Genomic DNA, 23282 nt, shown 5'->3' on the forward strand with positions numbered 1-23282 from the left:
CGTTCAACAGCAATCGATCCGTTCAGACTTGACCATCTAGGTAATCCAACACGACGTCCCAAGAACCAAAGCCGAGGAAGATGCGACCCGCCATCATCGACATCAGCAATGTTAGCAGAAAGCCCCAGACAGCCAAAACACCTCCGGTCATTCTCCAACTCTTCGGTGGGAGGCCTTGGGCAAGAAACATGATAATCCCGGCCACGTTGACACAAACGAGATTCACGAAGAACAGAAATAAGGCGTTCGCGCCCGCGTTCGGATAACCCGCTCCAGTATACATCCCGGCAGCGGTAAGCGGAGGGACAAGTGCTACGGCAATCATCACGCCGACAAGCGAGAGCGAGGCACCGCGGCTGAAAGCCAGTACGCCCGCTGCTCCGCAGGCAAGGGCAAGCGCCACATCGGCAGGCTGTACCAAGTTGCGATTCCTCAATTCAGGCACGAGCGGATCGATTTCGACGATGAGACCTACAAGCCAGCCTGAAATGACGACGGCAATGCAACCAATTCGAAGTGTCCAAGACGCCGATGCGGACTTACGCTTGTCAAACTGTCTGAGCGAATGCATTCTCTGACAAACGAAGAACCGGAAAATATTTTGGGGTTTTGCGATGATGGGGCTTGGACTGCTGCAGGCAAATACCGGAAGCGACTGCGTGAAGAAGGAGTTGGCCGGGGCTGGCCGCTTCGAAGCGGGACTGCATAATCACTCTACAGGAACCGTAATCAGCCTTCTACTGGGCCTTGGGAACCTGTTCTTTTCGTAAGTGCCCTATTGGGCCGTGGCGCCTGCCCAAGTTCAGGTATTTCCGATGCAAACCTATCGTCGTGTCATGTTTACGCCCGCCGCGCATTTGCTCCGTTATCTTTTGGATATACGGACGCTTATCGCACAACGGGCGTAAATCATTTTTAAGACGCTCTTGAAACGCATTTTACTGCCTTCAGAAGGATCCTAATTCAGCAGTCAATACTCGTAGGACAACGTCACCCCATAGGTTCTCGGTGAGCCGAACGTGCCGAACGCTATACGGCCACCACGCTGGCTATAGACGTGAGTCCGATAGGCTTCATCAGTGAAGTTCTTAACCCAGCCTTGAATTTCCCATACCCGATCAGCACTTTGCCAGGCGATCCAGGCATCTGCGAGAGTGTAAGAAGGCAAGACATCGAGCGGATTATTATCGGCATTCGTGAAAACATCGCTCTGATATCGGGCATTGAGGTTAGCTGTAATCGTCGATCCAGAAGCGAGCTCCTGAGAAACCTGAACGTAGGCACTCCAAGAATGTTTCGGAGCCTGACGCAGACGGTTATCGGAGAAGTCGCCGGATCCGCTGATATCGGGCGTTCCGAAGAAGTTCTTATATTTGGCATCAAGATAAGCGTAGGTTCCGCCGAACTCCAAGAAGTCGACCGGTTGAGCAGTAAGTTCGACCTCGACACCCTTGATCGTAGCATCAGACGCGTTTTCGGTGATAAACTCACCAAAACCGGACGTCGGCGGCTGGAAGAACCGTGTGACCTGCAGATCCTTGTAGTCAAGGTAGAATGCGGTCGTGTTCAACCTGAGCCGGCGGTCCAACAGGTCCATTTTCGCACCCAATTCATAATTGGTCGCTTCTTCTGGTTCAAATGCTGTCGTCGCGCGCTCCGCAGTTGTTGCGGTTCCTGTAAAGCCCCCGCTCTTAAAGCCGGTTGCAACCGAACCGTAGACCATGATGTCGCTCGTGGGGCGGAATTCCGCACCAATCCGCCATGAGAAGTTGCTCCAGCTGTCTTCGCCGCGGGTCTCTGGGAACGGACGAAGGATGAGAAGCACATTTGGTGACGTGATTACGTCGTTCGACGCGATGATTCGCTTTTTCTCGTACGAGTAGCGCGCGCCACCGGTAAGTGAGAAGGTATCGGTTAGTTCAAATGTGGCTTGTCCGTATCCGCCAAGGCCTTTCCCAAGGAAGTCCATGTTTGCGGCAACGAAACTGGGTTCGAGCGACTGATCCGAGAGCCCGGAAAATCCAACGCCTTCTGTGCGTTGAATGTCTTCGATCGAGCCAAAGAGCCCAGCAACCCAGCGAAAACGTGATGAGCCTGGCGATGTAAGTCTGATTTCGCCAGTGTACTGCGTGGCTTGCTCATCGATGACGTCTACGCTGTCGAAAGTAAATCCAAGTTCGGGCGATCCGAGCAGGATAAGGTTGGGATTGCCATTGGATCCGGTCAGGTCGACTACCGGGCTTGGCGGCAACCCCGAGGAATCAAGCAGATTCTTGAAAGTAGAATCTCGGAATGCACCTAAGACGGTAAGGGTGGCGAAACTAAATTCATGATCTACCTGAGCCATACCACCGATAAGGTCGCGCTTGGAAAAACCAAGTTCCTCACCGGCATAGCTGTAGACTCCACCATTCTTGCCGCGCGTACCGCCGATCACCTCATTCACCGCCATCGGGTCAGATGCGCAACCGCAGTCATGAAGAGGGCCGACTGAACCAACCGGTTCGCGGTTGTCAGTGCCAAAATCATCATCGGCGCCGTCGAGCGACAAAAATACCGATGTTCGGTCTGTCGGTTCCCAGGCTATCGCCGCACGCCAGGCGAAACGTTCCGCGAAACCGATGTCATCATCGTCTTCCGACCCTGTGGGCACAGCGCGGGTTCCTACATCTACACGGGTCAGATACCCGTCGGTATCGCGCCTGCTAAAGGACAGGCGGGCAGCAACGTTTTCGCCGAGCGGAATATTGACACCGGCGCCGGTGTCAAACGTGCCGAAATTACCAACTGTTTGCCGCGCCTTGAATTCGAACTCACCCAGCGTTGGTTTGCGCGTAACATAGTTTACGACGCCCGCGATCGCATTCTTTCCGAAAAGCGTCCCTTGGGGTCCGCGTAGAACTTCCAGTCGTTCCAGATCGAAGATGTCGATGTTGGTCGCAGTACGTGTCGCGAAATACACGCCATCCACCATGATCAAGGTGGAGTCTGATGCACCGGCGCCATCCTCTTTGGTACCTACGCCACGGATTGCGATTTCCGGCTGGCCGGGGCTGAAAGAACTGATCACAAGACCCGGCGCACGTCCCTGCACGTCCTCAAGGCCTTTCATATTGGCCTGATCCAGCGCCTCTCCTCCGAACGCAGTGACAGCCACCGGCACATCCTGAAGGTTTTCCGCCCTCTTTTGAGCGGTAACGATGATTTCGTTGAGCCCGCCTTGACGAGGAGTTTCGGAAGTCGAAGTTTCCGGCTGCTCTTGCTCTTGCGCCAGAGCAGAAGTTGCCATCAACCCAACTGTGGCCACCGTTGTGGTGAGCCGCCAAATGCTTCTCATTATTACCTCCCTGATAGCGATCTGTATGCCGCTTAGTTGTAAGCCTACGCTATTCTGACCGGTCGCTCAATTGAAAATTGAGCGAAGTCGGATTTTCAGGCGCAAGGATTGCATCTTCTCTTAATATATTCAGTGATAGACAGTTTCAGCTTCGTCCGTAGATCAATCCATATCCCAAGGAATAAGGTCTGGTATTGCAAGAATGCTTTCACGGACTTGTGACTTCTGCATTTTCCCGGTCACCGTTCTGGGCAAGTCTGTATTCCAGAACAGTATGTGTTTAGGCACTTGAACCGAGCTCAGCTTGGAGCGGCAAAACTCGCGCAGATCCTCCACGCTCGGGCTAGTTGCATCTTGGCGAGGTACTACTACTGCGACAACCGCTTCCCCCCAGATAGGATGTGGTATGCCCACAACACAGCTATCCATTACGCTGGGATGATCCGCAATCGCCGCTTCAACGACGATGGGATAAATGTTGATACCCCCGCTGATAATCATGAAATTTCGGCGATCAAGAAGGTAGAGAAAGCCTTCATCGTCGAGTCGGCCAATATCGTTGGTGCGCATCCATGTTCCGGACACCACCTGTTCGGTTTCCTCTGGAAGATTGAGGTATTGAAGCATGTTCGCTTCACTGCGCAGCCAGATTTCGCCCGCTTCTCCGGACGCAACTTCTTGGCCTGCGTCGTCGCGAATGCTGATATCAAACAGAGTGCCCAGTTGCCCGACCGAATTGAGCAGTTCGGGACGGTCATCCAACCCGCGTCGGATATCCTCCGGCAACAGGAACGATACGCCGCCCCAAGTCGTCTCAGTCATCGCATAACAGTGCAGAAATTCACAATCGAACGTCTGTGCCGCGTCCCGGATCATGGCCGGCGTGGACGGGGACGATCCGAACGCGATCATTCGCAACGCAGACAAATCGTAGGGTTCGTTCTTTTGCGCTTCGATTGCCCATTTGAGCATCGTCGGCGCGACAAGAGCGATACTGCAGCGATGTCTCTCCAGATCCGCCAGAAATTTGTCCATGTCGAAAAAGCCCTTTGGCAACACGGTGGTCATGCCGTTTGCCAGGCCTAGCATCCCAAGCAGGACTGCTACCCACGCATTTGAAGTCGCATGGTAGAAGGTATCTTTCCCGTTTAAGCCGAACATGGACACGGCGTGGAGAACACTGGCGCGCAAGCCCTGATGCGATAACACCACGCCCTTGGGCAGGCCCGTCGTGCCTGAAGTGTAAGAATAGAATGCCGGAGAGTCGGGTTCTATAGCGACATCCTCGTAGGCGTCAGGAGCGTCCGCGATCAATGCTTCCAGGTCCATCGGCAGGCCATGCTTGTCACCAAGCCCGATCAGCTTTATGTCAGATAGGCCACCCTGCTCCCGCAACTCTTCTAGAACCGAAACGCAATCCTCATGCACGAAAAGGGTGGTGAGCTTGGCATCCCGGATCACATGAACCATTTCGTGAGCAGCCAGCCGGCGGTTGATGCCGACGCGGATCGCACCGATCATGAGGCATGCAAAAAAATGCTCGTAAACCTCGATATGCTCACCGGCCAAGATGCCGACGGCGTCACCCTTCTGAACCCCCATGCCCTGCATTGCGGCAGCGAGCCGGGAGCTTCTGTCGGCCATCTCCGACCAAGTGCGCTTTGCATCGGCCGTTTCGTATGCTATCTTTTTTGGGTAGTGACGTCCGCATCGCGCGATAAGATCGCGAGGCAGCAACGGCTCGACAGTTAGCTGTTTAGTCCGGTTTGAAATAGAGCTCGCCGTCGACGACCTCCGCTCTAACTTCGCCTTTATCATCATCCCTCCTAGATTCACCCTTATAGCGGGCAATTATATGTGGGCCTTCCTCAAGCTCGACTGATGCGAGCGAGTAAGGCGCCGGAATTTCAGCAACATAGGAGACCATTATTTCCACAGTACAGCGCAGGCTACCTCGGCCACTGGATTCAGTCCATTTCAGGTCGGGCGACTGGCACAAAGTACAAACGCGAGCCGAATAAGGCTGTATGCGTTGGCACTCAGCGCATTGTTGAACTAGAAGTGTTCCATTCCGCAAACCTGCGCGAAATGCCTCAGCATCCAGAGTTGATTCGATGTCTGACTCCATCATAAGCTCCTATGCGGGCTTAATATTGCTGCGGCATGATGCTGCTGTCGACCGCCAAGCCCGGTGGCGAGAACGATATCGTTCCGAACTTGCCGATCTCCTCCCTCTCCGCGAGCTTGAATGATAGCCTCAGCCAGCGGCGTGGCACCTTGGAGGTAATAACCTGACAGCATTCCCCCTCCAGTATTTACAGGCAACGAGCCACCCGGTGCGGTGCGCCCTTCCGCCGTAAATGCCGCGCCTTCACCACGGTCGCAAAAACCGTAGTTTTCTAAGGATACGATGCCGGTGCACGTGAACGGCGCATAGAACTGGGCGCTGGAAACCTCCGCAGGTCCAACTCCGGCCATTGCATAAGCTGTCTTGCCAGCCAGTTCAGCGCCGTTATCGAACTCCGGCTCCAGATCACCAAACGCCGGGCAGCCCGAATGCCCCTGACCGATTCCGTGGATAAAAACTCTTTTGGAATCAACCATATCATCGTCACATACTACCAGAAAGGCTACAGCCCCGTTTACCGGATAAGCGCAATCCATAACCCGGATCGGTCGCGCCACGAACCGCGACGCAAGGTATTCTTCCATCGTCAGCGGTTGGCGCAGGAAGGCCCGGTCATTGCCGGTAGCCCAAGCTCGCTCAGCTAACGCCCATTCGCCGAAATCTTCCTCCGTTGCGCCGAAGAGGGCAGTATATCGCGATGCCACAAAACCAAATGCGGAAGTTGCTCCAAACAACCCGATCTGCTCTTCCCATCCAGGAATGCCCGTAAGCGGGAGCGGGATAGCAAATGTCTTACCGGCATTGACGTTATGCGAAATCGGGGCGTCTGCGAAAACGCACGCAACCCGCTTCGCAAGACCGCCCTGAACTGCAAGTGTCGCGATCTGAAGCATCTGGATGACAGAAGAACCTTCCCCCTCGATCGAGGCCAGCAAGCCCAGGTCGCGCAGTCCCAGATCTTCCTGCACTGTGAGAGGGAGCGTCTCCGCGGGTTCGATGGGGCTACGGTTAAGCAGCAACCCATCGACATCATCCAGTTTCAACCCGGCATCAGCTACGGCATTACTCACCGCATCGCATGCCAGTTGCCGGGGCCGTGGCCCCGGCTTTCGTGAAAGCTGACTGAAACCCAGACCGGCAACGGCTGCGAGAGGCCCGCGTATTGTCATTTAGATAATGAACGGGAGTCCGGGCAGCGCATCGGACCCGGCAATGAGATAGACGCCTTTGAAGTACATCCGGAAACCGTCTGGTTTACGCCGGAGCTTGTACTCAACCCGTGCTGGCCAAGTGTAGAGATCGCGTGTGGATTGAATCCGGTACTCATGCAGCACCTGATTGCACTTCACTGAAAACTCTTCTTCCCCGATCTGTTCGATCAGGAAATTGCTCTGCACACGCACCATTGGAGAGACAGGCACCTGCGAATGCCGCGTTCCGGTGTTCAGCTGACGAATGCGCGTTGCAACACGAGAACGATTATCGAAGATGATCGAGATTTTTTCACCCGGTTCATACCGAGCACCGTCAAGTGTAGGCACCCAATAAACCATATCGTCGTCGACCAGCGACTCCCAATCGGAATAGCGGGATTCGTCAGCGTACATGGATTCGCGTGCCAAAAACGCTTCAATTTCTTTCTGGTCGGATTCGCTCACCGCCGGGCGAGGTTGTACAGCAGTGTTCACGCGGCACGCTCTAGCCGGCTAACAGGCGCCGGCCCTTTCATTACAGTCCGATAGTGATGCCAGAACCCGCGATTGGTCACTTCATCAGTCAAGTGACCAACCGTCACGTCACCCTCTTGATGCTCGCGCTCCAGACCACGGCTGAGGTCGAGCCAACCGCCAGACTGACCTAAAGCTTCCTGAGTGCGCTCAGCAATGACAGCGTCATCCGCAAGGAGGAATGCCGCAGGGCCAAGTGCACCTTCCGACTGGCGCATCAGGCGTTTATTCAGCGCATCATCGACGCCGTCCAAAATCATCGGGGTGTGCCAGTGAATACATTCATCAACACCCATCGGCTCAAACATACCGATATTGCCTTCGGCTAGGAATAGATTGGGGAAGATACATGCGTGGGGCGGCCCCTTCGTGACCTTGCGCAACCCTTCTTCCTCGCCATAAGCCTTCTTCATATCTTCAACATATTCCGGGAAGCGATCAGAATCGCATCCGAACCACTCGAGCGGCCTTGTATACGCCTTGCTGAAGTCAATTTCGGTGTGACCCATCCCCCAATCGCGGGTTTCCGCAACCAGATCTTCCTCTTCGTTCTTGAATGCGGCGGAATCGTAGTTTGAACGAATGGCCTCGGCAAAAGAAGGATGGACGAAATTGACATGGTAACCGTCAACGTCGTTTTCCGGCAGCATTTTCCAATTGGACCGGAAGCGGTGCTGCACCCAGCCAGCATCGAGTTTCAGCTTACCGGTTGGCGACATCTCGCAAGTACGATCGATCAACTGCGTCGCCTGACCCAGATGTTCACGAAGCGAAATTCCCTCGGCTGCAAAGCTAGCGAAGTAAAAGCCACGATAGCTGTCAATGCGCGGAAGCGCCTTGAGCCCTAGCTCACCTCGATCACAAGTGAGTCCTGCCGGATACGGCACGTCGACAAGCTTGCCGTCCAGATCGTAGGCCCAGCCATGATACTTGCAGACGATCGCGCGCGCCGAACCCTTGTCGTCGGTGCACAACAGATTCCCGCGATGGGCGCAGCGGTTGGCAAAAATGTTTACTCGATCATCAGCGGCCCGGATCGCAAAGATCGGATCGCCAGCGATCCGCCTGCGAACGAAATCTCCGCGCTTCGGAATCTCGGTTTCATGGCAGACGTAAACCCATCCCTCGCGAAAAATTCTCTGCATTTCGTCTTCATAGATAGAAGGGTCGGTATAAAGTGAGCCATGGATGCGATCCTTGAGGATCAACGAATCGTAGCTGGGCTGCCCAGCCGGGGGCTGTTGACTGGAAGTCTGAGACATGTCGCTCTCCGAATTTGAGTTTGTCACGATTTTTCGTTTAATATATTATAATCCTGATCGACCGCTCGGTCAAGCAGGCGCTAGCTTTAAGGTTTCTTGCTCTAGCAATTCGTCAAACTCGCTGATCGTAAGGTTCAGGGATGTGGCACAAATTTGTCGTGCGAGTTGTTGCCTCGCTTTGCGCGTGGTTACGTTCGCCCAAGATGTGGTCCAGTTAAGCGCGGGCATCAAAACATGCCGCATCATGGCCGGCTCAGTCCGCAGGTGTCCTGTGATCTCCAGTTCGGTCAGGATTTCTTCAAGAAGCTCCCGGTATTTGTGGGCTTCCGGCCTCATTCGCGCGCGCGCCTGAGAACTCAGCCTGCCCCACTCTCTTATCCACACCCGATGCACGTCACGGAACTCACCATGAATGCCCTCGATGTGAGCCTCGGCCAATGTGCGGAAACGGGAAAGCGGACCATTCGGAGCGCGAGACAAGGCCTTCTGCATCGAGCTGTAGCCTTCCGCAATTCCCTTACGAATTATTGCCTCGAGAAGATCATCTTTTGTTTCGAAATGATAGAAGAGTGTGCCTGAAGCGATTTCCACCACTTCCGCGATCTCTCTTACCGAGGTGCGATCGAACCCTTGCCGGGCGAATAGCGCGGCGGCCGCCCACACGATATCGTCTGCGCGTGATTTGTCGACAACACCTTCGGACCGGTTGCGAGCCATGTTATTTCCTACGAGAATGAAGAGATAGTGGGTTTACGGGCAAACAATCCATGCTGGCAAGGCTATCGGAGGTTTACGGCTACGAAATGGGACAAAAGCCAAATGTGAAACGACTTTGGTTCCAGGGTACCTAGCGGCCGGGGAACCTGCTCTATTCGCACGGCTCACGAGGCCAGCTTGCGCAGTCTTCGTCCATTCGGGTAACGATCAGGGCTAAGAATAAAAAGTAGTCACGCGCGACCATGGGCCGCGATCTTTATCACTGTGGCAATGGCCACGACAGGGGAAACACCAATGGCGCCGTCCTCGCGTTTCCCAAAAGCAAAATCGACAGGAATGGTGTTGTTTGCCAAGTTCAGCCAGGCCGCGCTTTAGCGCGGCGGCTTCTTTAGGCTCCAGCCCCCACCACTCCAATCGACTTGGCTTCACCCTTCCCCATCCCGCCTTCGTCAGAGCGCAGAGCGGCAGGCCGTAGGCAGCGGCTTTGCCTTGGAAATTGAAGGAGTAAAAATCATGACTATTCAAACCGCAAAATTATCGAAGCCGATCCTTTCTCCGCTTAATGTGCGGGGATGCAAGCGGAGGTATTACGGTCGGCCAGGGCAGCACGGAACCAGTCAGCGTCATAACCATTATCACCGAGCAGCGCCTGCCTTTTGGCAGTGGATCGATCATGAGCACTCCGCCCTTGTAATCGCTCATCTGGCCTTCGCTCAGTAGCAGGATCAAGGGACGGCCTTGGCCATCGCAAACCGCGTGCGCTTTGAGTTAAACCCGCCCTTGGTGCATCCGATGCATCGGGGAACAGCCACTTTTTTTAAGAGGCTGGCCGCCGTGCGATGCGCCTTCAGATGAGTGGTATCAATCATCAAATGATCCGGCTTGCCTGCAAAGATCTTGTTGAACACGCATTCGGCTCCAGCGCACGAACCGGTTGTAGATCGTTTTAATGTGCTAGGATACGAACACCCTGTCAAATTGCCGTCGATTGACGTTAAGCTGCTATGACATGAACGATTTCACAGCGATCCCGCTCACAAATGGCTGCGCGAGCGGATCGTCTCGGTAATCCAGGGCATCCGCTGGAACGAGGGCGTGGAGGATTTCATGGGGCCGGATCATGCTGCGCGTATGCAGCAACGCCAGACAAGAAATGCGACGAGTAAAAAGGAGCGCAGAACCTAAATGACAGATGCAATTGAGAAAACCGGACGCGTTGCAATCATAACAGGATCAACACGTGGGATTGGAAATTCGGTTGCGGCCGAATTGGCGAGCGCCGGCTTTAACGTGGTGATTTCCTCCAGACGAAGCGAGACCTGCGAAGAGGTAGCGGAACAGATCAATCAAGCGCAGGGCCAAAACCTCGCGATCGCATGCAGCGCAGACATTGCGGACAAATCAGCGCTGGAAGATCTCGTTAGTGAAACGGTTTCGGTATTTGGCAGACTTGATTGCATGGTCTGCAACGCGGCCTCGTCCTCTTACTTTGGCCCCTTGCGAAAGACGCCAGACGAAGACTTCGAACATATGCTTCAGAACAATATCGTGTCAGCGCATTGGCTGACGCAGGCTTCGATACCGCATATGGAAAAGATTGGTGGCGGGTCAGTAATCTATATCGCGTCAATCAGCGGTTTTCGCGCTTATGATTCTATCGGTGCCTATTCCGTTTCCAAGTCGGGCCTGCTGCAACTGGCGCGCAATTATGCCCGCGAACTTGGCCCCAGCAATATCAGGGTTAATGCTATTTCTCCCGGTGTAGTTGAAACTGACTTTTCCCGATCAACGCTCGCAAATCCCGAAGTCAGGGCCGAATACGAATCTGCAACCTGCCTCGGACGTCTTGCACTGCCGGACGACATAGCGCCCACGGCAGCATTCCTCGCGGGACCTGGCGCCGCATTCATTACCGGCCAGAATATCGTGATTGATGGTGGCGCGTCCGTTTAGGGCGGCTCCTATAAGAACAAATTTGCGAGGCAATCCCCTGCCGGTATTGATGTAATTTCCGATATCGGCAGGCGGAGGCCTCCAGCCGGAGCGGCCCGAACTGGTAAGCCGTAAATGTCCCTGACATTTCGCTCTGCGGTGGTGATGCCATGCCTTCGTTCTTCCGCCCGAAGGAATGCGCGATATGGGCCTTCGCTTAGGGATCGGCGCTGGCGATAGAGTATTAGCCTGTTGGCACTGCAACAAGCGGATTGACCCAACCTGCGGATTGACGCACTACTCTTCACTGTCTGGTGGATGTGCAAGCATCCGGCATTCGCGCGGGAGAGCCCTCCGCCGCTGGCGGGGGCACCGAAGGAGCAACCGCCCCGGAAACTCTCAGGTAGAACGGACCGCGCGACTGGCACAGACACTCTGGAAAGCGCATCCGCCCTGGCGGGTGCCACCCAAGGGGAAAATGCTGCTTTCTCAGGCGGTGTGACGCTCTCAGGTTTCCCGACAGAGGGGGCATGGCGAAAGGGTCCGATGTACCGGACGCTGCCGGGCCGTGTCAGGATTGTCGATGAGTGAAACCGAAGTTCCCCCCTCCGATGAAGCGCAGGACACTGCTTCCGAATCGCTGCCGCTTGACGCATGGCATCGCGCCCATGGCGGGCGCATGGTGCCGTTTGCCGGCTATGAAATGCCGATCCAATATGCCGGCGAGCATGGCGGCATCATTGCCGAACATAATTGGACGCGGCAATCCGCCAGCCTGTTCGATGTCAGCCACATGGGTCAGCTTGTCGTATCGGGCGAAGGTGCCACCGCCGCCCTGGAGGCATTGTTGCCGGGCGATTTTTCATCGCTGGAACCGGGCAATATGCGCTATTCGCTGCTGCTGGATGAAAGTGGCGGCATAATGGATGATCTCATCGTCACAAATATCAGCCGTGACGGAAAAGAAGAATTCTACATTGTCGTGAACGGCGCATGCAAATGGGATGATATCGCCCATATGCGTGAACATCTGCCCGATGACATCGTGCTCAACTACATGGACGAACAGTCCCTTCTGGCCTTGCAGGGGCCGCAGGCTGCCGCCGTTCTTGGCTCTCTCTTCCCCGGTGTGGCTGATGGATTGAGCTTCATGCAGAGCACTGGTTTTGAATGGGATGGTGTCATGGTGGGCGTGGGCCGATCGGGCTATACCGGTGAAGACGGCTTCGAGATCAACTGTCCCTCTTCCCATGTCGTCAAACTGGCCGATATGCTGGTGGCTGATGACCGGGTCCACCCGGCCGGACTGGGCGCTCGTGACAGCCTGCGCCTGGAAGCGGGTCTGCCGCTTTACGGGCATGACCTGACGACCCAGGCCGATCCGGTCAGCGCCGGACTTTTGTTCGCGCTCACCAGGTCACGCCGTGAAAGCGGGGGGTGGATGGGCCACGGTCCGGTCAGCAAGGTGCTTGCCGATGGCCCTGCGCAAAAGCGCGTCGGTCTGGCGCTGCAAGGGCGCATGCCCGCCCGCGAAGGTGCCGGAATCTTCTCTGGCGATAAACAGGTCGGCACGCTTACCAGCGGCGGCTTTTCGCCTACTCTCGGCTATCCAATAGCTATGGGATATGTCGATACGCCATTGGCCGCAAAAGATACTGCACTCGAAATTGAAGTGCGCGGCAAGCGCCTTCCTGCAATTGTAACACCACTTCCCTTCGTCCCCACCCGCTATCACCGCAAAGGAGCCTGACACGTGGCACGATATTTCACCGAAGAACATGAATGGATCGAAGTCGATGGCGACACAGCAACGGTCGGCATTACTGATTACGCGCAGGAACAGCTGGGCGATGTCGTGTTCGTCGAGGTGCCGCAAGAAGGTGGCGAACTGACCAAGGGCGGCGAAGCGGCCGTAGTCGAAAGCGTAAAGGCCGCCAGCGATGTCTATGCCCCCATTTCAGGCAAGGTGATTGAAAGCAATGGCGCGCTGGAAGGTGATCCTGAACTGGTCAACACCTCACCCGAAGAAGAAGGCTGGTTCTTCAAGCTGACAATTTCCGATGCTGCAGAACTGGAAGGGTTGATGGACGCCAAGGCCTATAAGGCATTCTGCGATTCGCTCTGATCTCCTGCGACATTCCTGAATTTTCCCAGACTGAAAGCCCGACATGCGCTATCTTCCCCTGACCGAAACTGACCGTGCAGCGATGCTCGATGCGATTGGCGCGCCAAGCGTGGATGCATTGTTCTGCGACGTTCCAGCCGATCAATATCTCGATGCGCCTGTCGAAGGCCTGCCGCTGCATGCTAGCGAAATGGCGGTTGAAAAACACATGCGGCAATTGTCGAAGAAGAACCTCGCCGCAGCCGATGCGCCGTTTTTCCTGGGTGCAGGCGCTTATCGCCACCACGTGCCCGCCAGTGTCGATCACCTGATCCAGCGCGGCGAATTCCTCACCGCTTATACGCCCTATCAGCCCGAAATCGCGCAAGGCACCTTGCAGATGCTGTTTGAATTCCAGACGCAGGTGGCGCGGCTTTATGGCTGCGCGGTGGCGAATGCCTCTATGTATGATGGCTCCACCGCCTGCTGGGAAGCGGTGGCGATGGCAGGGCGCGTGACGCGCAAGAAGCGCGTGGTTCTGTCGGGCGCACTGCATCCGCATTACGCCGAGGTCGTGCGCACAATGGCGAAATTCACCGTGGACGAGATTGCCGGTGCCGCACTCAGCCTCACCGCGTTGCCCGATGATGACGGGCTGATTGCGCGTATTGATGACAAGACAAGTTGCGTTGTTGTGCAATATCCGGACATTCTGGGCCGCATTCCCGATCTGCCGCGCCTTGCAGAGGCAACGCATGCCGCCCGCGCCTTGCTTATAGTGGTCAATACAGAGCCGGTGGCATTAGGGGCGCTGGAATCGCCGGGCGATCTTGGGGCTGATATCGTGGTCGGCGAAGGGCAGTCGATCGGCGTGGGCCTGCAATTTGGCGGGCCTTATCTTGGCCTTTTTGCGATTGCTGATCCCAAGCTTGCGCGTCAGATGCCAGGTCGTCTGTGCGGAGAAACGGTAGATGCGGATGGCAAGCGCGGCTTCGTGCTGACCCTTTCGACCCGCGAACAGCATATCCGACGCGAAAAAGCGACGAGCAATATTTGCACCAATAGCGGATTGTGCGCCTTGGCGTTTTCAATCCATATGACCTTGCTCGGTGAAAAAGGGCTGACGGCGCTGGCAGCAGAAAACCACAGGCTCGCCTGCATCGCGGCGGATCGGCTGGCGCAATTGCCTGGCGTGAACCTTCTCAACGAGAATTTCTTTAATGAATTTACACTGATGCTGGGTGTGGATGCCCGCCCTGTGGTGCGCAAGCTGGCCAGCATGGGTGTGCTGGGCGGCGTCGGCATGGGCAAGCTCTTTCCCGATAGTGATGAGGTGAAGCACGGTCTGCTCGTCACTGTGACCGAAACCGTTAGCGAGGACGATATCGCCCGTCTTGCCTCCGCGCTTGAGGAGGTGCTGCCATGAAGCAGATCAACCAGAGCGGGTGGAAGCCCGGCACGCCTGCAGCCCGCGACGATGCGCAGGATTTTCCCACCGCCACCGGCAACAAGGCACTGATGCTGGAAGAGCCGCTGATATTCGAAATTGGCGGTGCGGATACCTGCGGCGTGGACTTGCCCAAGCTCGATGTGGCTGCGCCAAACCGGCTTGGTGCATTGGCGCGCAAGGGCAAGCTTGGCCTACCCGGCCTGTCGGAACCCGAAACGGTGCGCCATTACACTCGGCTGTCGCGGCAGAATTACGCCATCGACGTGGGCCTTTTCCCATTGGGATCATGCACGATGAAGCATAATCCGCGACTTAATGAAAAGGTCGCGCGGATGCCCGGCTTTGCCGATGTCCACCCGCTCCAGCCGGTTGATACGGTGCAGGGCGCGCTCGGTGTGATTGACGAGCTGTCGCATTGGCTCATCACGCTCACCAATATGACAGCCGTCGCCATGAGCCCCAAGGCAGGCGCGCATGGCGAATTATGCGGTATATTGTGCATCCGCGCCGCGCTGGAAGCGCGCGGTGATGCACGCGAAGTGGTGCTGGTGCCTGAGAGCGCCCACGGCACCAATCCCGCCACCGCCGCCTTTGCCGGATATAAGGTGGAAAACATCCCCGCGACCGCAGAAGGCCGGGTCGATCTTGATGCACTGACAACGCGGCTCGGCCCCGACGTAGCTGCGGTGATGATCACCAATCCCAACACTTGCGGCCTGTTCGAACGTGACATGAAAGCGATTTCGGACGCAGTCCACGAAGCGGGCGGATTGGTCTATTGCGACGGCGCGAATTTCAACGCGATCATGGGCCGCGTGCGTCCCGGCGATCTTGGCGTGGATGCGATGCACATCAATTTGCACAAGACCTTTTCCACCCCCCATGGCGGCGGTGGACCTGGCTCAGGCCCTGTTGTGCTCTCCGCCGCGCTGGCACCTTTTGCACCCTTACCTTTTGTCTCACGGCTGGATGATGGCTTGCTCCATCTGGTCGAGGAAGAGACCATGGCAGACGAACATTCCAGCAGCTTTGGCCGCATGACGGCCTTCCATGGGCAAATGGGCATGTTCACCCGCGCGCTCACCTATATTCTCAGCCACGGTGCGGACGGCTTGCGGCAGGCATCGGGCGATGCCGTGCTCAACGCCAATTATGTATTGCGTCAGTTGCAGGATGTGCTCCACGCGCCATTCGGCGCCAGCGGCCCTTGCATGCATGAGGCGATGTTTGGCGATGCGGGCTTTGCCGAGGGTTTTTCAACGCTTGATCTGGCCAAGGGGCTGATCGACGAAGGCTATCACCCGATGACAGTATATTTCCCGCTTGTCGTTCACGGTGCCATGCTGATTGAACCGACCGAAACCGAAAGCAAGGCGGGGATTGACCAATTCATCCTTGCGATGCGGTCCCTCGCAGAGCGGGCGAAGGAAGGTGACGAACGGCTCAAGACCGCCCCCCATCACGCGCCCCGCGCCCGGCTGGATGAAGCACGGGCAGCGCGCAAACCACGGCTGACGTGGGCCAATAAGGAAGGCTGATAAGGTGCGCCCGTTCTGTATTCGCGGTTAACTCAGGGCGAAATCGCTCGCAGAAGGCGGAGTTGGCCCGGCAAGTGTCATACCTCGGTCAAATTAGCACGGCAGCACCGGTCCTGAACAACAGGGTTTGCCGGTATCATGCAGCGAGTCAGTATTTTCACGAGTAACAGGGACGCGGCCCGTTTTGAGCCATTCATCCATGATGACACGACGTTCACATTCAACTATCTGACGCCGGAAGGCCCGGCGCGATTGGTGGATGGCGAAGCCTGGGCCTTTGTCGATTGGGTAATGGATACGCTTTCGGGGTTGGAAATGGTTCGCCGACTGCGCGCCGATCCACGCATGGCGCATGCGCATATCACGATGGTTCTGGAAGAAGACGATGTCGAAGACCGCCGCCGCGCATTGAAGGTGGGGGCCGACGATTATGCTATTACGCCGCTTGACCGGCAGGCCATGCTCGACCGCGTGCTTGCCGTCCATTCTGATCATCGGAACGCGGCAGCCTACCGCTTGATCGAACTTGGCGACTTCGTCATCAATACGAATAGCGAACAGGCTCGTTGGAAGGGTCAGCGTATCGCACTGCGCCCCAATGAATTTCGCGTGCTGCGCTTCCTTGCTGAAAACCCCAACCGGATTTTCTCGCGAGAGGAATTAATTACCGCGCTGGGAAAGGCGGGCGATCCCGATTACCTGCGCACAGTTGATGTGTGGATCAAACGGCTCCGCATGGGGCTGCGTACAGTGGGGGCGGCGCATCTTCTGCGCACGGTCCATGGCAAGGGCTATGTCTTCGACGAGCTCTAACACCCATATCGTCCTCGCAAAGAAAACGGCCCTCTGCCTGACTGGCGAAGGGCCGTTTTGCCTTTCAGTGCAGATCGGTCATCAGAAGGTAAGCGAAAGTGAAGCGCCCAGCGATGCGCCAACATCATAGCTGTTAATCTCGATACGATCGGTACCGTTGGTCTGATATTCCTCGTTCCGGCGGTTGAAGATATTGCGCGCTTCCAGCTTCACTTCTGCTTCGCTGCCGAAAAACTGGAAGCCCTGACGGTAAACCAAATCAACCGTCAGCCCCGGATCTTCCACGATATCGGGAAGGCCCGACGTGCCGCGACTGGTCACCCGTTCGCTGGCGTAGGACACCAGCAGCGTGAATTGCTGCAGCCGATCGAGATCTTCCAGGCTGACCTGCATATTGGCGAGGTGGTCGGATTGCCCCGTCAGGGGAACGCCGTCCACGAAAAGGTTGGACGCAGGTGTTGGGCCACCGGGAAACAGCAGCGTGGTATCGCCGGTATCCACCGAAATTTCCGAATTGGTCCAGGTGTAATTGGCGAAAAGGGCCAGTTGCTTGCTTTGGAAGAAGCCGCCCAGATTCATCAGGTCTATGGCATATTGCGCGTCAATTTCCGCGCCATATAATGTGGCCTGCGGAGCATTGGCAAAGCTGGTCAGCTGAGCATTGTCGCTGAAGCTGGAAAACGCCTCGATCGGGTTTTCAATGTCCTTGTAGAACCCGGCAATCGAAACCCGATCATTGCCGCCCAGATAATATTCGCCGCGCACTTCGTAATTGGTCAGTCGGCTATCGACGAGAAGCGGATTACCGTTGAACTGGCGATTGGTTTCCGGATCGTAATAGGTCTGGAAGATCAGTTCACGAAACTGCGGCCGCGCGATTGTGCGGGATGCACTGGCGCGTAGCTGCAAATCCTCTGTTGGAGCCCAAGTGACTGTGGCTGCCGGCAACCAGTAATCATTTTCGAGCAGGGTTGATGCGGTGGAACCACCCGCCACGTCGAAAATCTGCACCGGGTTCACGGTCTGAATTGCGTCCTCATAGCGCACACCGGCATCGATATTGATGCCGGTCAATGGTTCCCAATTGACCTTGCCGTAACCTGCGTGGACTTCCAGCCCAGCTTTGAAGGCAGGGTCAGACTGGGTAGATTCAATAAGGCCGATATCGTAAAATTCGATAATCGCATCGCCCAGCAGCAAGTCGGGCCGGAGCGCGCCGATGCCATCAGGAAAGCTGGTAGGCGCATTGAACAGGAACTCACGCCGCTCTGAATGCCGGAGAGTGTCGGTATAGGCAAAGCCGGATGTAACCGTCAACCCGCCGAAAAGCTCATAACTGAGGTCGATACCGCCGGACCAGAGTTCTTCCTTCAAATCGGAGAAGACGACTGCCGCGTCGCCCGTCTGTCGGTCCATCACATTGATGAATTTATCGCCAAGCGGTCCTGCTGAATTATCGCGGACATAGGTGAAGGTATATTCATAAGGCGCTTCACGGTCAGTGCGCGCATAACCGCCGCGCAGATCAACCCCCAGCGCGCCAAATTGCAGTTCGGCGACAAGCTGGCTGTCGATCAGCTGGCGTTCGTACCATGCCGTCTGCTGTTGCTGGATGCTGTCATCGTCCTGATAATCCTCGCCCACGGACAGGCGCGCCTGCTTTAGCGTGTCGCGGATGAAAAGATTGGTGAAGCGGAAGCGATGTTCTCCAGTTTCCAGCCCGATGCCAAGCATGGCGTTAGCAAGAATGCGGTTGTCGGTAACAAGATCGTTAAAATCATTGTCGAGCGTGAAATCGGCCAGCACGGATTGCGAAGTGATATCGCGAGTGCGCCATTTGTTGCTGATCGAGCCGGTGAAAACCACGCCGAGAACGCCATCGCCCAGGACATCGAAAGAGGTTCCTGCAGAAAGGCTGGCCGACCAATTGGCCGGAACATCGCCAATCCTTTGCAGCAGGATCAGATTGGGATTGCCAAGCTGGAAAGCCACATCGGCCTGCGTGATCGGCGCGCCATTGATGTTCTGCGCAGAATCGAGCGGCACATCACTCATGCGCATTCCGCTGTCAAAATAGACCTGCAGCGCAGGTGGGACATCCCGTGTGCCATCATCGAAGCCTGACCAGTCGTAGTCCGATCCGTAATAGGAAATACCACTTTGGAACGTGGTTTCGGTGTTGAGGCTGAGACTTCCGCCCACAGTCACGAAGCTTTCATCGGGAACGGCGCGGGTGGTGAGGTTGATCACGCCGCCGCCAAATTCTCCTGGAAAATTGGCCGAATAGGTTTTCTGGACCAGACTGGATGCGACGACATTCGTGGGAAAGATATCGAGCGGGACAACGCGGCTAAGCGGCTGTGGCGACGGCAGTGGCAATCCATTCAGCAAGGCCAGTGAATAGCGATCCCCCAGCCCGCGAACATAAACAAAGCCCTGCCCCTGCACAGAAAGGCCGGTTACGCGGCCCAGCGCACCCGCAATATCGCCTTCGCCGGTGCGCGCGATTTCGGCAGTGGACAGCACGCTGACTACCTGCGTGGAATTGCGCATTGGATCGCGATTGATGCGACCTGTAACAATGATCGATCCGCCGGGGACAGAAACTTCGGGTTCCTGATATTCATCGCCTTCGGGATCGGTCTGCGGGGCTTCTTCGCCGTCCTCATCTTGCACTGCGGACGCCAATTCGTCGTCTGATTGGGGAAGTGGCGCCATCGATTGTGCAAGAGCCACGCCCGGAACGGTGAGCGCGGTGGTGAGAAGGAGCAAAGCCGCCAGCTTGTTGCCAGTGGTCATCATCGGGAAATCCCTCATTTACGATCCGTAGGTAGGCCGAGTGGTCTGTTTGCGCCGCGCCCGGAAAATTATTGCCGTAGAGGCGGGGCCGAACATGATGTCGGCCCCGCCTCCCCGTTCTCTGGTTCAGTTGAAGACCGGAATGCTCGTGCAATTGCCGGTATTATTACCAAAGCTTATGGCCGAGGAATCGCAGGTCCATCCTTGCGTCCAGTCATTGGAGGCTTCGACTGCTCCGATGAAATCTGCCGCCTCGAAGAAGCTACCCAGTGTCGTAACGTCGAAAATGTCTGCGAACCCGTCTTCACTGGTTCCGTTAAGGTAACCATTCACGATCGTGTTGGTGTAGCTTTTGTTGTTACCGGTTCCGGCATCAAACAACGACTCGGCTGAAGCCGCGGTTACGCTGCTGCCATCGCGAAAATCCGTCGCGCAATCGAGAGCGACCGAGAAGAAGCGCGGCGGGCCAACATCATCCAGGCCGGTGTCGGCGGAGCGAACCGTCTGCGTGTTGTCGATACGGATACATGCCGTGCCCGATGCCGAAGCATCCCACATCAGCGTATTATACAGGCCGTAATCGGCACCGCCACGGATGCGGATGGCCTGATCATTGTCCTTGCGCTGAATGAAGGTGCCATTCGCAATCGTGGTATTCTGACGTGGCAACTGGTCTTCCAGCCCATTGGTGGAATCCGCTTCGATGATGCCGTCACCCACGCCTGAACGTTGCGCCACCAGAACAAACTGGAGATTGGCCTTTACGCCGGTATCGGTATCCAGCGAATCATCCTCAGCGCCCGCGACGATAAGCCGCTTCATATTCACGTAGCCGCCGAAAAATTCGACGCCGTCATCCGATGAATTGATCGACTGAATATCGGAAAGCTGTGTCCCCGTGCCGGTGCCGCCAGTGGTGAGCGATTGCAATTCGCTGTCACCCGAAAGGACGAACCCGGAATACCGTATCTGTACGAAGCTCATCGAACCGGAATTGTCATCGTCTGTTGCCCCGCCGAAGAATGCAGGATCAGCGGCGCCTTCGACCTGCCGTTCGCACGATACAGTGCCCGGCGTTGCCGCTGGCTGGAAGCAGTCGGTGACCGGCGCGCGGCCAGAAAGAACCACCCCGCCCCACTGGCCCGAGGAATCCGCATTGTTGAGGCCAAGTACATTGTCACGGCTGGTGAAGATGATCGGCAGCGCCGCGGTACCATTGGCATTGATGCGGTTTCCGCGCGTCACATTGAGGAAGGATGATCCGCTGGCGTAGATGATTACACCCGGCTCAATCGTCAGCTCGACATCGGTATCGGAGAGGCCGTCACTCGCATCAGGAGCAGCGCCGCCATCGGTGCCGACATTTACCTGGCCATTCAGCCGATAGAGCAATCCCGGTACGCGCGGCAGGGTGGATGACGTGTTGAACCGCTGCGGAGTCGCGCAGACGCGCCATTCGCCTTCTGGACCAGTGATCGTGCCTTCGTCGGCAAGCCCCTGTGCATCGGCTATCGTCGGGCAGCCATTGGCAGGGGTAACCAGTGCCGAAGTCGGTGTGGGAGTAGGCGTGGACGTCGGCGTGGGAGTAGGGTTGTTGATGATGACATTACCACCCGTGCCGGGCGATGCGATCTCATCCGGGCCGCATGCGGCAAGCGCCAGGATAGAACTTCCAAGGATAAGTGAACGGGAAAGTTTGGTCACGACAATTGGCCCCTCAAGACATTTCGAGAATCTGGATTTCGACGCGAATTTGCGTTCGCTAAAGGGGGCACTAGGCCTTGCGCGTGACAGTTTGTTTGCGGCTATGTGACGATAATAAGAATCTTTTCACATCCGGCATAAGCATTTGTTCTATATGATATTTACTTTTCCACCGCCGGACAGACCCGCCGTAATATTGCGGATTTGTGACAATGTTGCAGTTTTGTTGCAGCAGTCCGTCCGACTGGTCATAATGGCGCCAAGGATAAAAGGAGAGTTTGTGATGCTTACAACGCTTGTATTCGCGCCACTCATGCTGGCCCAGGCGGCCACCGCACACATGGTCGAACAGGAATATGAAATCCGCGAAGTTGCTTACGAGGAATTGCTGGCAGGTGATGACGCCGCAGCTATAACAGTGCTCGAAGCCGAATTGGCGCAGAACCCGGGTGATCCCGCCGTTCTTATAAATCTGGGCGCTGCTTATGCGCGGATCGGCAATTGGGAACGGGCTGAACATTATTACAGCACTGCACGCGATGGCCAGCGTGAATATCAGTTGGAGCTTGCCAATGGGCGTTGGCTGGATTCGCGCGATGCTGCGCGCCTTGCACTCGCCAGTGTCGAATTAGAGGCACTCGCTGCGCGCTGAAATACTTCTGGCAGAGAAGGGGCCTCTAAGGTCCTATAAGCGCCCACCGGCACCAGAGCCCTAGCTGGACAGCACGCAGAGCGGACGTGGTGCTTTACACAGGTGGTTTGTCACGGCGCTGTCATATCGTGTAAGCAAAGGACTCCAATTGAAAGGGTCCTGATGATTCTGCGTTCCGGTATTCTTGCGGCAGCATTCGCGCTGGCCGGCTGTATTGCGCTTCCCGCGCAGGCTGGCGTGCTGGAAATTTCTGCCGATGGCCAAGCGCGTTGGATCGCTGGACCGATTGCCGGTGCCGTGGCAGAAGAAGCGGCTATTCTGGATCCAGTGCCGTTGGGTGAAGTGCCGATAGGCGTGCTGGCCTTGCTGCCAGAAGATGCCGTTGCAAATACGCGCCAGCATGCAGCTGGCATTCCGGCCAATTACGCTGCAATCGTGCAGGATCTGGCCCATCGCTTCGATCTCAGCCCCGCATTGATAGAGGCAGTGGTCTGGCAGGAGAGTCGCTGGCGCACCAACGCCGTCTCTCCTGCAGGCGCCCGTGGCCTCGCCCAATTGATGCCCGGGACGGCCCGCGATCTAGGCGTCGATCCCGATGACCCCATTGCCAATCTTGAAGGCGGTGCCCGCTATTTGCGCGAACAGCTTGATCGGTTTGATGGCGATCTGGAACGCGCGCTGGCTGCCTATAACGCCGGCCCGGGACGGGTCATCCGTTCAGGTGGCGTTCCACCGATTCGTGAAACACAAACGTATGTTGCGGCCATTATGGGCCGCCTTGCCGACCATTCCCGGAGCCCTGAATAACAATGCCGATCCTTATTCGCTTTGCTGCGTTTCTTACCCTGTTGGTCCCATCCGCCGCTTTTGCGCAGGACCCGGCCGGGTCTTCCCCGATCAACAGTGCGTTTGGCTGGATGCGTGATACCATGCTGGGCACGGTCGCCACAACTGTGGCAGTGATGGCAGTGGCCGCGGTCGGCTTCATGATGCTGACGGGGCGCGTGAACTGGCGTTTTGGCGCCACTGTGATCATCGGCGTATTCATCATCTTCGGCGCTGCCTCCATCGTGGCTGGCATCCAGGGTGCGGCCGCAGTCGGCTGAGGCGAGAAACACC

The 23282-nt window shown here is 56.4% G+C and carries 18 protein-coding genes, 1 pseudogene and 1 riboswitch; of the genes and pseudogenes, 9 read left to right on the top strand and 10 right to left on the bottom strand.

Annotated features, from left to right (window positions below; translation table 11 throughout):
• Positions 1–22: 22 nt before the first annotated feature.
• The 8 genes and pseudogenes from CP97_RS13530 to CP97_RS16510 form a co-directional block, all read right to left on the bottom strand.
• Entirely contained in the window at positions 23–571 is a 549-nt protein-coding gene (locus tag CP97_RS13530) for a DUF389 domain-containing protein (protein WP_048886380.1), read from the bottom strand.
• Positions 572–970: 399 nt separating this feature from the next.
• Positions 971–3337, bottom strand: a complete 2367-nt coding sequence (locus CP97_RS13535; RefSeq protein WP_048886381.1) for a TonB-dependent receptor — start codon at positions 3335–3337, stop codon at positions 971–973.
• 162 nt (positions 3338–3499) lie between these two features.
• Positions 3500–5158 (bottom strand): class I adenylate-forming enzyme family protein, encoded by a 1659-nt coding sequence (locus CP97_RS13540; protein WP_082863832.1) that lies wholly within the window; start codon positions 5156–5158, stop codon positions 3500–3502.
• Positions 5159–5464: 306 nt separating this feature from the next.
• The gene (locus CP97_RS13545; RefSeq protein ID WP_149036490.1) at positions 5465–6433 is read right to left on the bottom strand and encodes a thiolase family protein; all 969 of its coding nucleotides are present in this window, start codon (positions 6431–6433) and stop codon (positions 5465–5467) included.
• A 201-nt stretch (positions 6434–6634) separates the two neighbouring features.
• Positions 6635–7153 carry an aromatic-ring-hydroxylating dioxygenase subunit beta gene (locus CP97_RS13550; RefSeq protein ID WP_048886385.1) on the bottom strand — a complete coding sequence of 173 codons (519 nt, stop codon included), beginning with the start codon at positions 7151–7153 and terminating at the stop codon, positions 6635–6637.
• Positions 7150–8454: an aromatic ring-hydroxylating oxygenase subunit alpha gene (locus tag CP97_RS13555; protein ID WP_048886386.1), complete on the bottom strand. Its 1305-nt coding sequence runs from the start codon at positions 8452–8454 to the stop codon at positions 7150–7152. The genes CP97_RS13550 and CP97_RS13555 overlap by 4 nt, the downstream gene beginning before the upstream one ends.
• 69 nt (positions 8455–8523) lie before the next feature.
• Positions 8524–9171, bottom strand: coding sequence for a TetR/AcrR family transcriptional regulator (locus CP97_RS13560; protein ID WP_048886387.1), 648 nt, complete (start codon positions 9169–9171; stop codon positions 8524–8526).
• A gap of 568 nt (positions 9172–9739) precedes the next feature.
• Positions 9740–10119 (bottom strand): annotated as a pseudogene (locus tag CP97_RS16510) (transposase); the annotation flags it as partial.
• 237 nt (positions 10120–10356) lie between these two features.
• On the opposite strand from CP97_RS16510, the gene CP97_RS13570 reads away from it, so the two are divergent.
• From CP97_RS13570 to CP97_RS13595, 6 genes are all read left to right on the top strand, one after another.
• Entirely contained in the window at positions 10357–11124 is a 768-nt protein-coding gene (locus CP97_RS13570; protein ID WP_048886389.1) for an SDR family NAD(P)-dependent oxidoreductase, read from the top strand.
• A 311-nt stretch (positions 11125–11435) separates the two neighbouring features.
• A riboswitch (glycine riboswitch) is annotated at positions 11436–11529 on the top strand.
• 157 nt (positions 11530–11686) lie between these two features.
• Positions 11687–12853 carry a glycine cleavage system aminomethyltransferase GcvT gene (gcvT, locus tag CP97_RS13575; protein ID WP_048886391.1) on the top strand — a complete coding sequence of 389 codons (1167 nt, stop codon included), beginning with the start codon at positions 11687–11689 and terminating at the stop codon, positions 12851–12853.
• A 3-nt stretch (positions 12854–12856) separates the two neighbouring features.
• Positions 12857–13228 carry a glycine cleavage system protein GcvH gene (gene gcvH, locus CP97_RS13580; RefSeq protein WP_048886392.1) on the top strand — a complete coding sequence of 124 codons (372 nt, stop codon included), beginning with the start codon at positions 12857–12859 and terminating at the stop codon, positions 13226–13228.
• Between the two features lie 43 nt (positions 13229–13271).
• Positions 13272–14633, top strand: a complete 1362-nt coding sequence (gene gcvPA, locus CP97_RS13585) for an aminomethyl-transferring glycine dehydrogenase subunit GcvPA (RefSeq protein WP_048886393.1) — start codon at positions 13272–13274, stop codon at positions 14631–14633.
• Positions 14630–16195 (top strand): aminomethyl-transferring glycine dehydrogenase subunit GcvPB, encoded by a 1566-nt coding sequence (gene gcvPB, locus CP97_RS13590; RefSeq protein WP_048886394.1) that lies wholly within the window; start codon positions 14630–14632, stop codon positions 16193–16195. Before gcvPA ends, gcvPB begins: the two co-directional genes overlap by 4 nt.
• A 138-nt stretch (positions 16196–16333) precedes the next feature.
• A complete protein-coding gene (locus CP97_RS13595) occupies positions 16334–17008 on the top strand; it encodes a response regulator transcription factor (protein ID WP_048886395.1) in 675 nt (224 codons plus the stop codon).
• A gap of 81 nt (positions 17009–17089) precedes the next feature.
• On the opposite strand, the gene CP97_RS13600 is transcribed toward CP97_RS13595, so the two are convergent.
• Together CP97_RS13600 and CP97_RS13605 are read right to left on the bottom strand one after the other, a co-directional pair.
• Entirely contained in the window at positions 17090–19810 is a 2721-nt protein-coding gene (locus CP97_RS13600; protein ID WP_335622367.1) for a TonB-dependent receptor domain-containing protein, read from the bottom strand.
• Between the two features lie 123 nt (positions 19811–19933).
• Positions 19934–21511, bottom strand: coding sequence for a hypothetical protein (locus CP97_RS13605; protein ID WP_048886396.1), 1578 nt, complete (start codon positions 21509–21511; stop codon positions 19934–19936).
• A 283-nt stretch (positions 21512–21794) separates the two neighbouring features.
• Between CP97_RS13605 and CP97_RS13610 the strand changes: the two genes are divergently transcribed.
• The 3 genes from CP97_RS13610 (at position 21795) to CP97_RS13620 (ending at position 23269) form a co-directional block, all read left to right on the top strand.
• On the top strand, positions 21795–22163 hold the full coding sequence (locus CP97_RS13610; protein WP_048886397.1) for a tetratricopeptide repeat protein: 369 nt from the start codon (positions 21795–21797) through the stop codon (positions 22161–22163).
• A gap of 162 nt (positions 22164–22325) precedes the next feature.
• Positions 22326–22970, top strand: coding sequence for a lytic transglycosylase domain-containing protein (locus tag CP97_RS13615; RefSeq protein ID WP_048886398.1), 645 nt, complete (start codon positions 22326–22328; stop codon positions 22968–22970).
• 2 nt (positions 22971–22972) lie between these two features.
• Positions 22973–23269 carry a TrbC/VirB2 family protein gene (locus CP97_RS13620; RefSeq protein WP_174539170.1) on the top strand — a complete coding sequence of 99 codons (297 nt, stop codon included), beginning with the start codon at positions 22973–22975 and terminating at the stop codon, positions 23267–23269.
• Positions 23270–23282: the final 13 nt, after the last annotated feature.

It is taken from the genome of Aurantiacibacter atlanticus, from assembly GCF_001077815.2.
GTDB classification, from domain to species: Bacteria; Pseudomonadota; Alphaproteobacteria; order Sphingomonadales; family Sphingomonadaceae; genus Alteraurantiacibacter; species Alteraurantiacibacter atlanticus.

Excerpts from the sequence above, each read along its gene's own strand:
- CP97_RS13530 (WP_048886380.1), bottom strand. The coding sequence starts at position 571 with ATGCATTCGCTCAGACAGTTTGACAAGCGTAAGTCCGCATCGGCGTCT.
- CP97_RS13535 (WP_048886381.1), bottom strand. The coding sequence starts at position 3,337 with ATGAGAAGCATTTGGCGGCTCACCACAACGGTGGCCACAGTTGGGTTG.
- CP97_RS13540 (WP_082863832.1), bottom strand. The coding sequence starts at position 5,158 with ATGATGATAAAGGCGAAGTTAGAGCGGAGGTCGTCGACGGCGAGCTCT.
- CP97_RS13555 (WP_048886386.1), bottom strand. The coding sequence starts at position 8,454 with ATGTCTCAGACTTCCAGTCAACAGCCCCCGGCTGGGCAGCCCAGCTAC.
- CP97_RS13560 (WP_048886387.1), bottom strand. The coding sequence starts at position 9,171 with ATGGCTCGCAACCGGTCCGAAGGTGTTGTCGACAAATCACGCGCAGAC.
- CP97_RS13570 (WP_048886389.1), top strand. The coding sequence starts at position 10,357 with ATGACAGATGCAATTGAGAAAACCGGACGCGTTGCAATCATAACAGGA.
- gcvT (WP_048886391.1), top strand. The coding sequence starts at position 11,687 with ATGAGTGAAACCGAAGTTCCCCCCTCCGATGAAGCGCAGGACACTGCT.
- gcvPA (WP_048886393.1), top strand. The coding sequence starts at position 13,272 with ATGCGCTATCTTCCCCTGACCGAAACTGACCGTGCAGCGATGCTCGAT.
- gcvPB (WP_048886394.1), top strand. The coding sequence starts at position 14,630 with ATGAAGCAGATCAACCAGAGCGGGTGGAAGCCCGGCACGCCTGCAGCC.
- CP97_RS13595 (WP_048886395.1), top strand. The coding sequence starts at position 16,334 with ATGCAGCGAGTCAGTATTTTCACGAGTAACAGGGACGCGGCCCGTTTT.
- CP97_RS13600 (WP_335622367.1), bottom strand. The coding sequence starts at position 19,810 with ATGATGACCACTGGCAACAAGCTGGCGGCTTTGCTCCTTCTCACCACC.
- CP97_RS13610 (WP_048886397.1), top strand. The coding sequence starts at position 21,795 with ATGCTTACAACGCTTGTATTCGCGCCACTCATGCTGGCCCAGGCGGCC.
- CP97_RS13615 (WP_048886398.1), top strand. The coding sequence starts at position 22,326 with ATGATTCTGCGTTCCGGTATTCTTGCGGCAGCATTCGCGCTGGCCGGC.
- CP97_RS13620 (WP_174539170.1), top strand. The coding sequence starts at position 22,973 with ATGCCGATCCTTATTCGCTTTGCTGCGTTTCTTACCCTGTTGGTCCCA.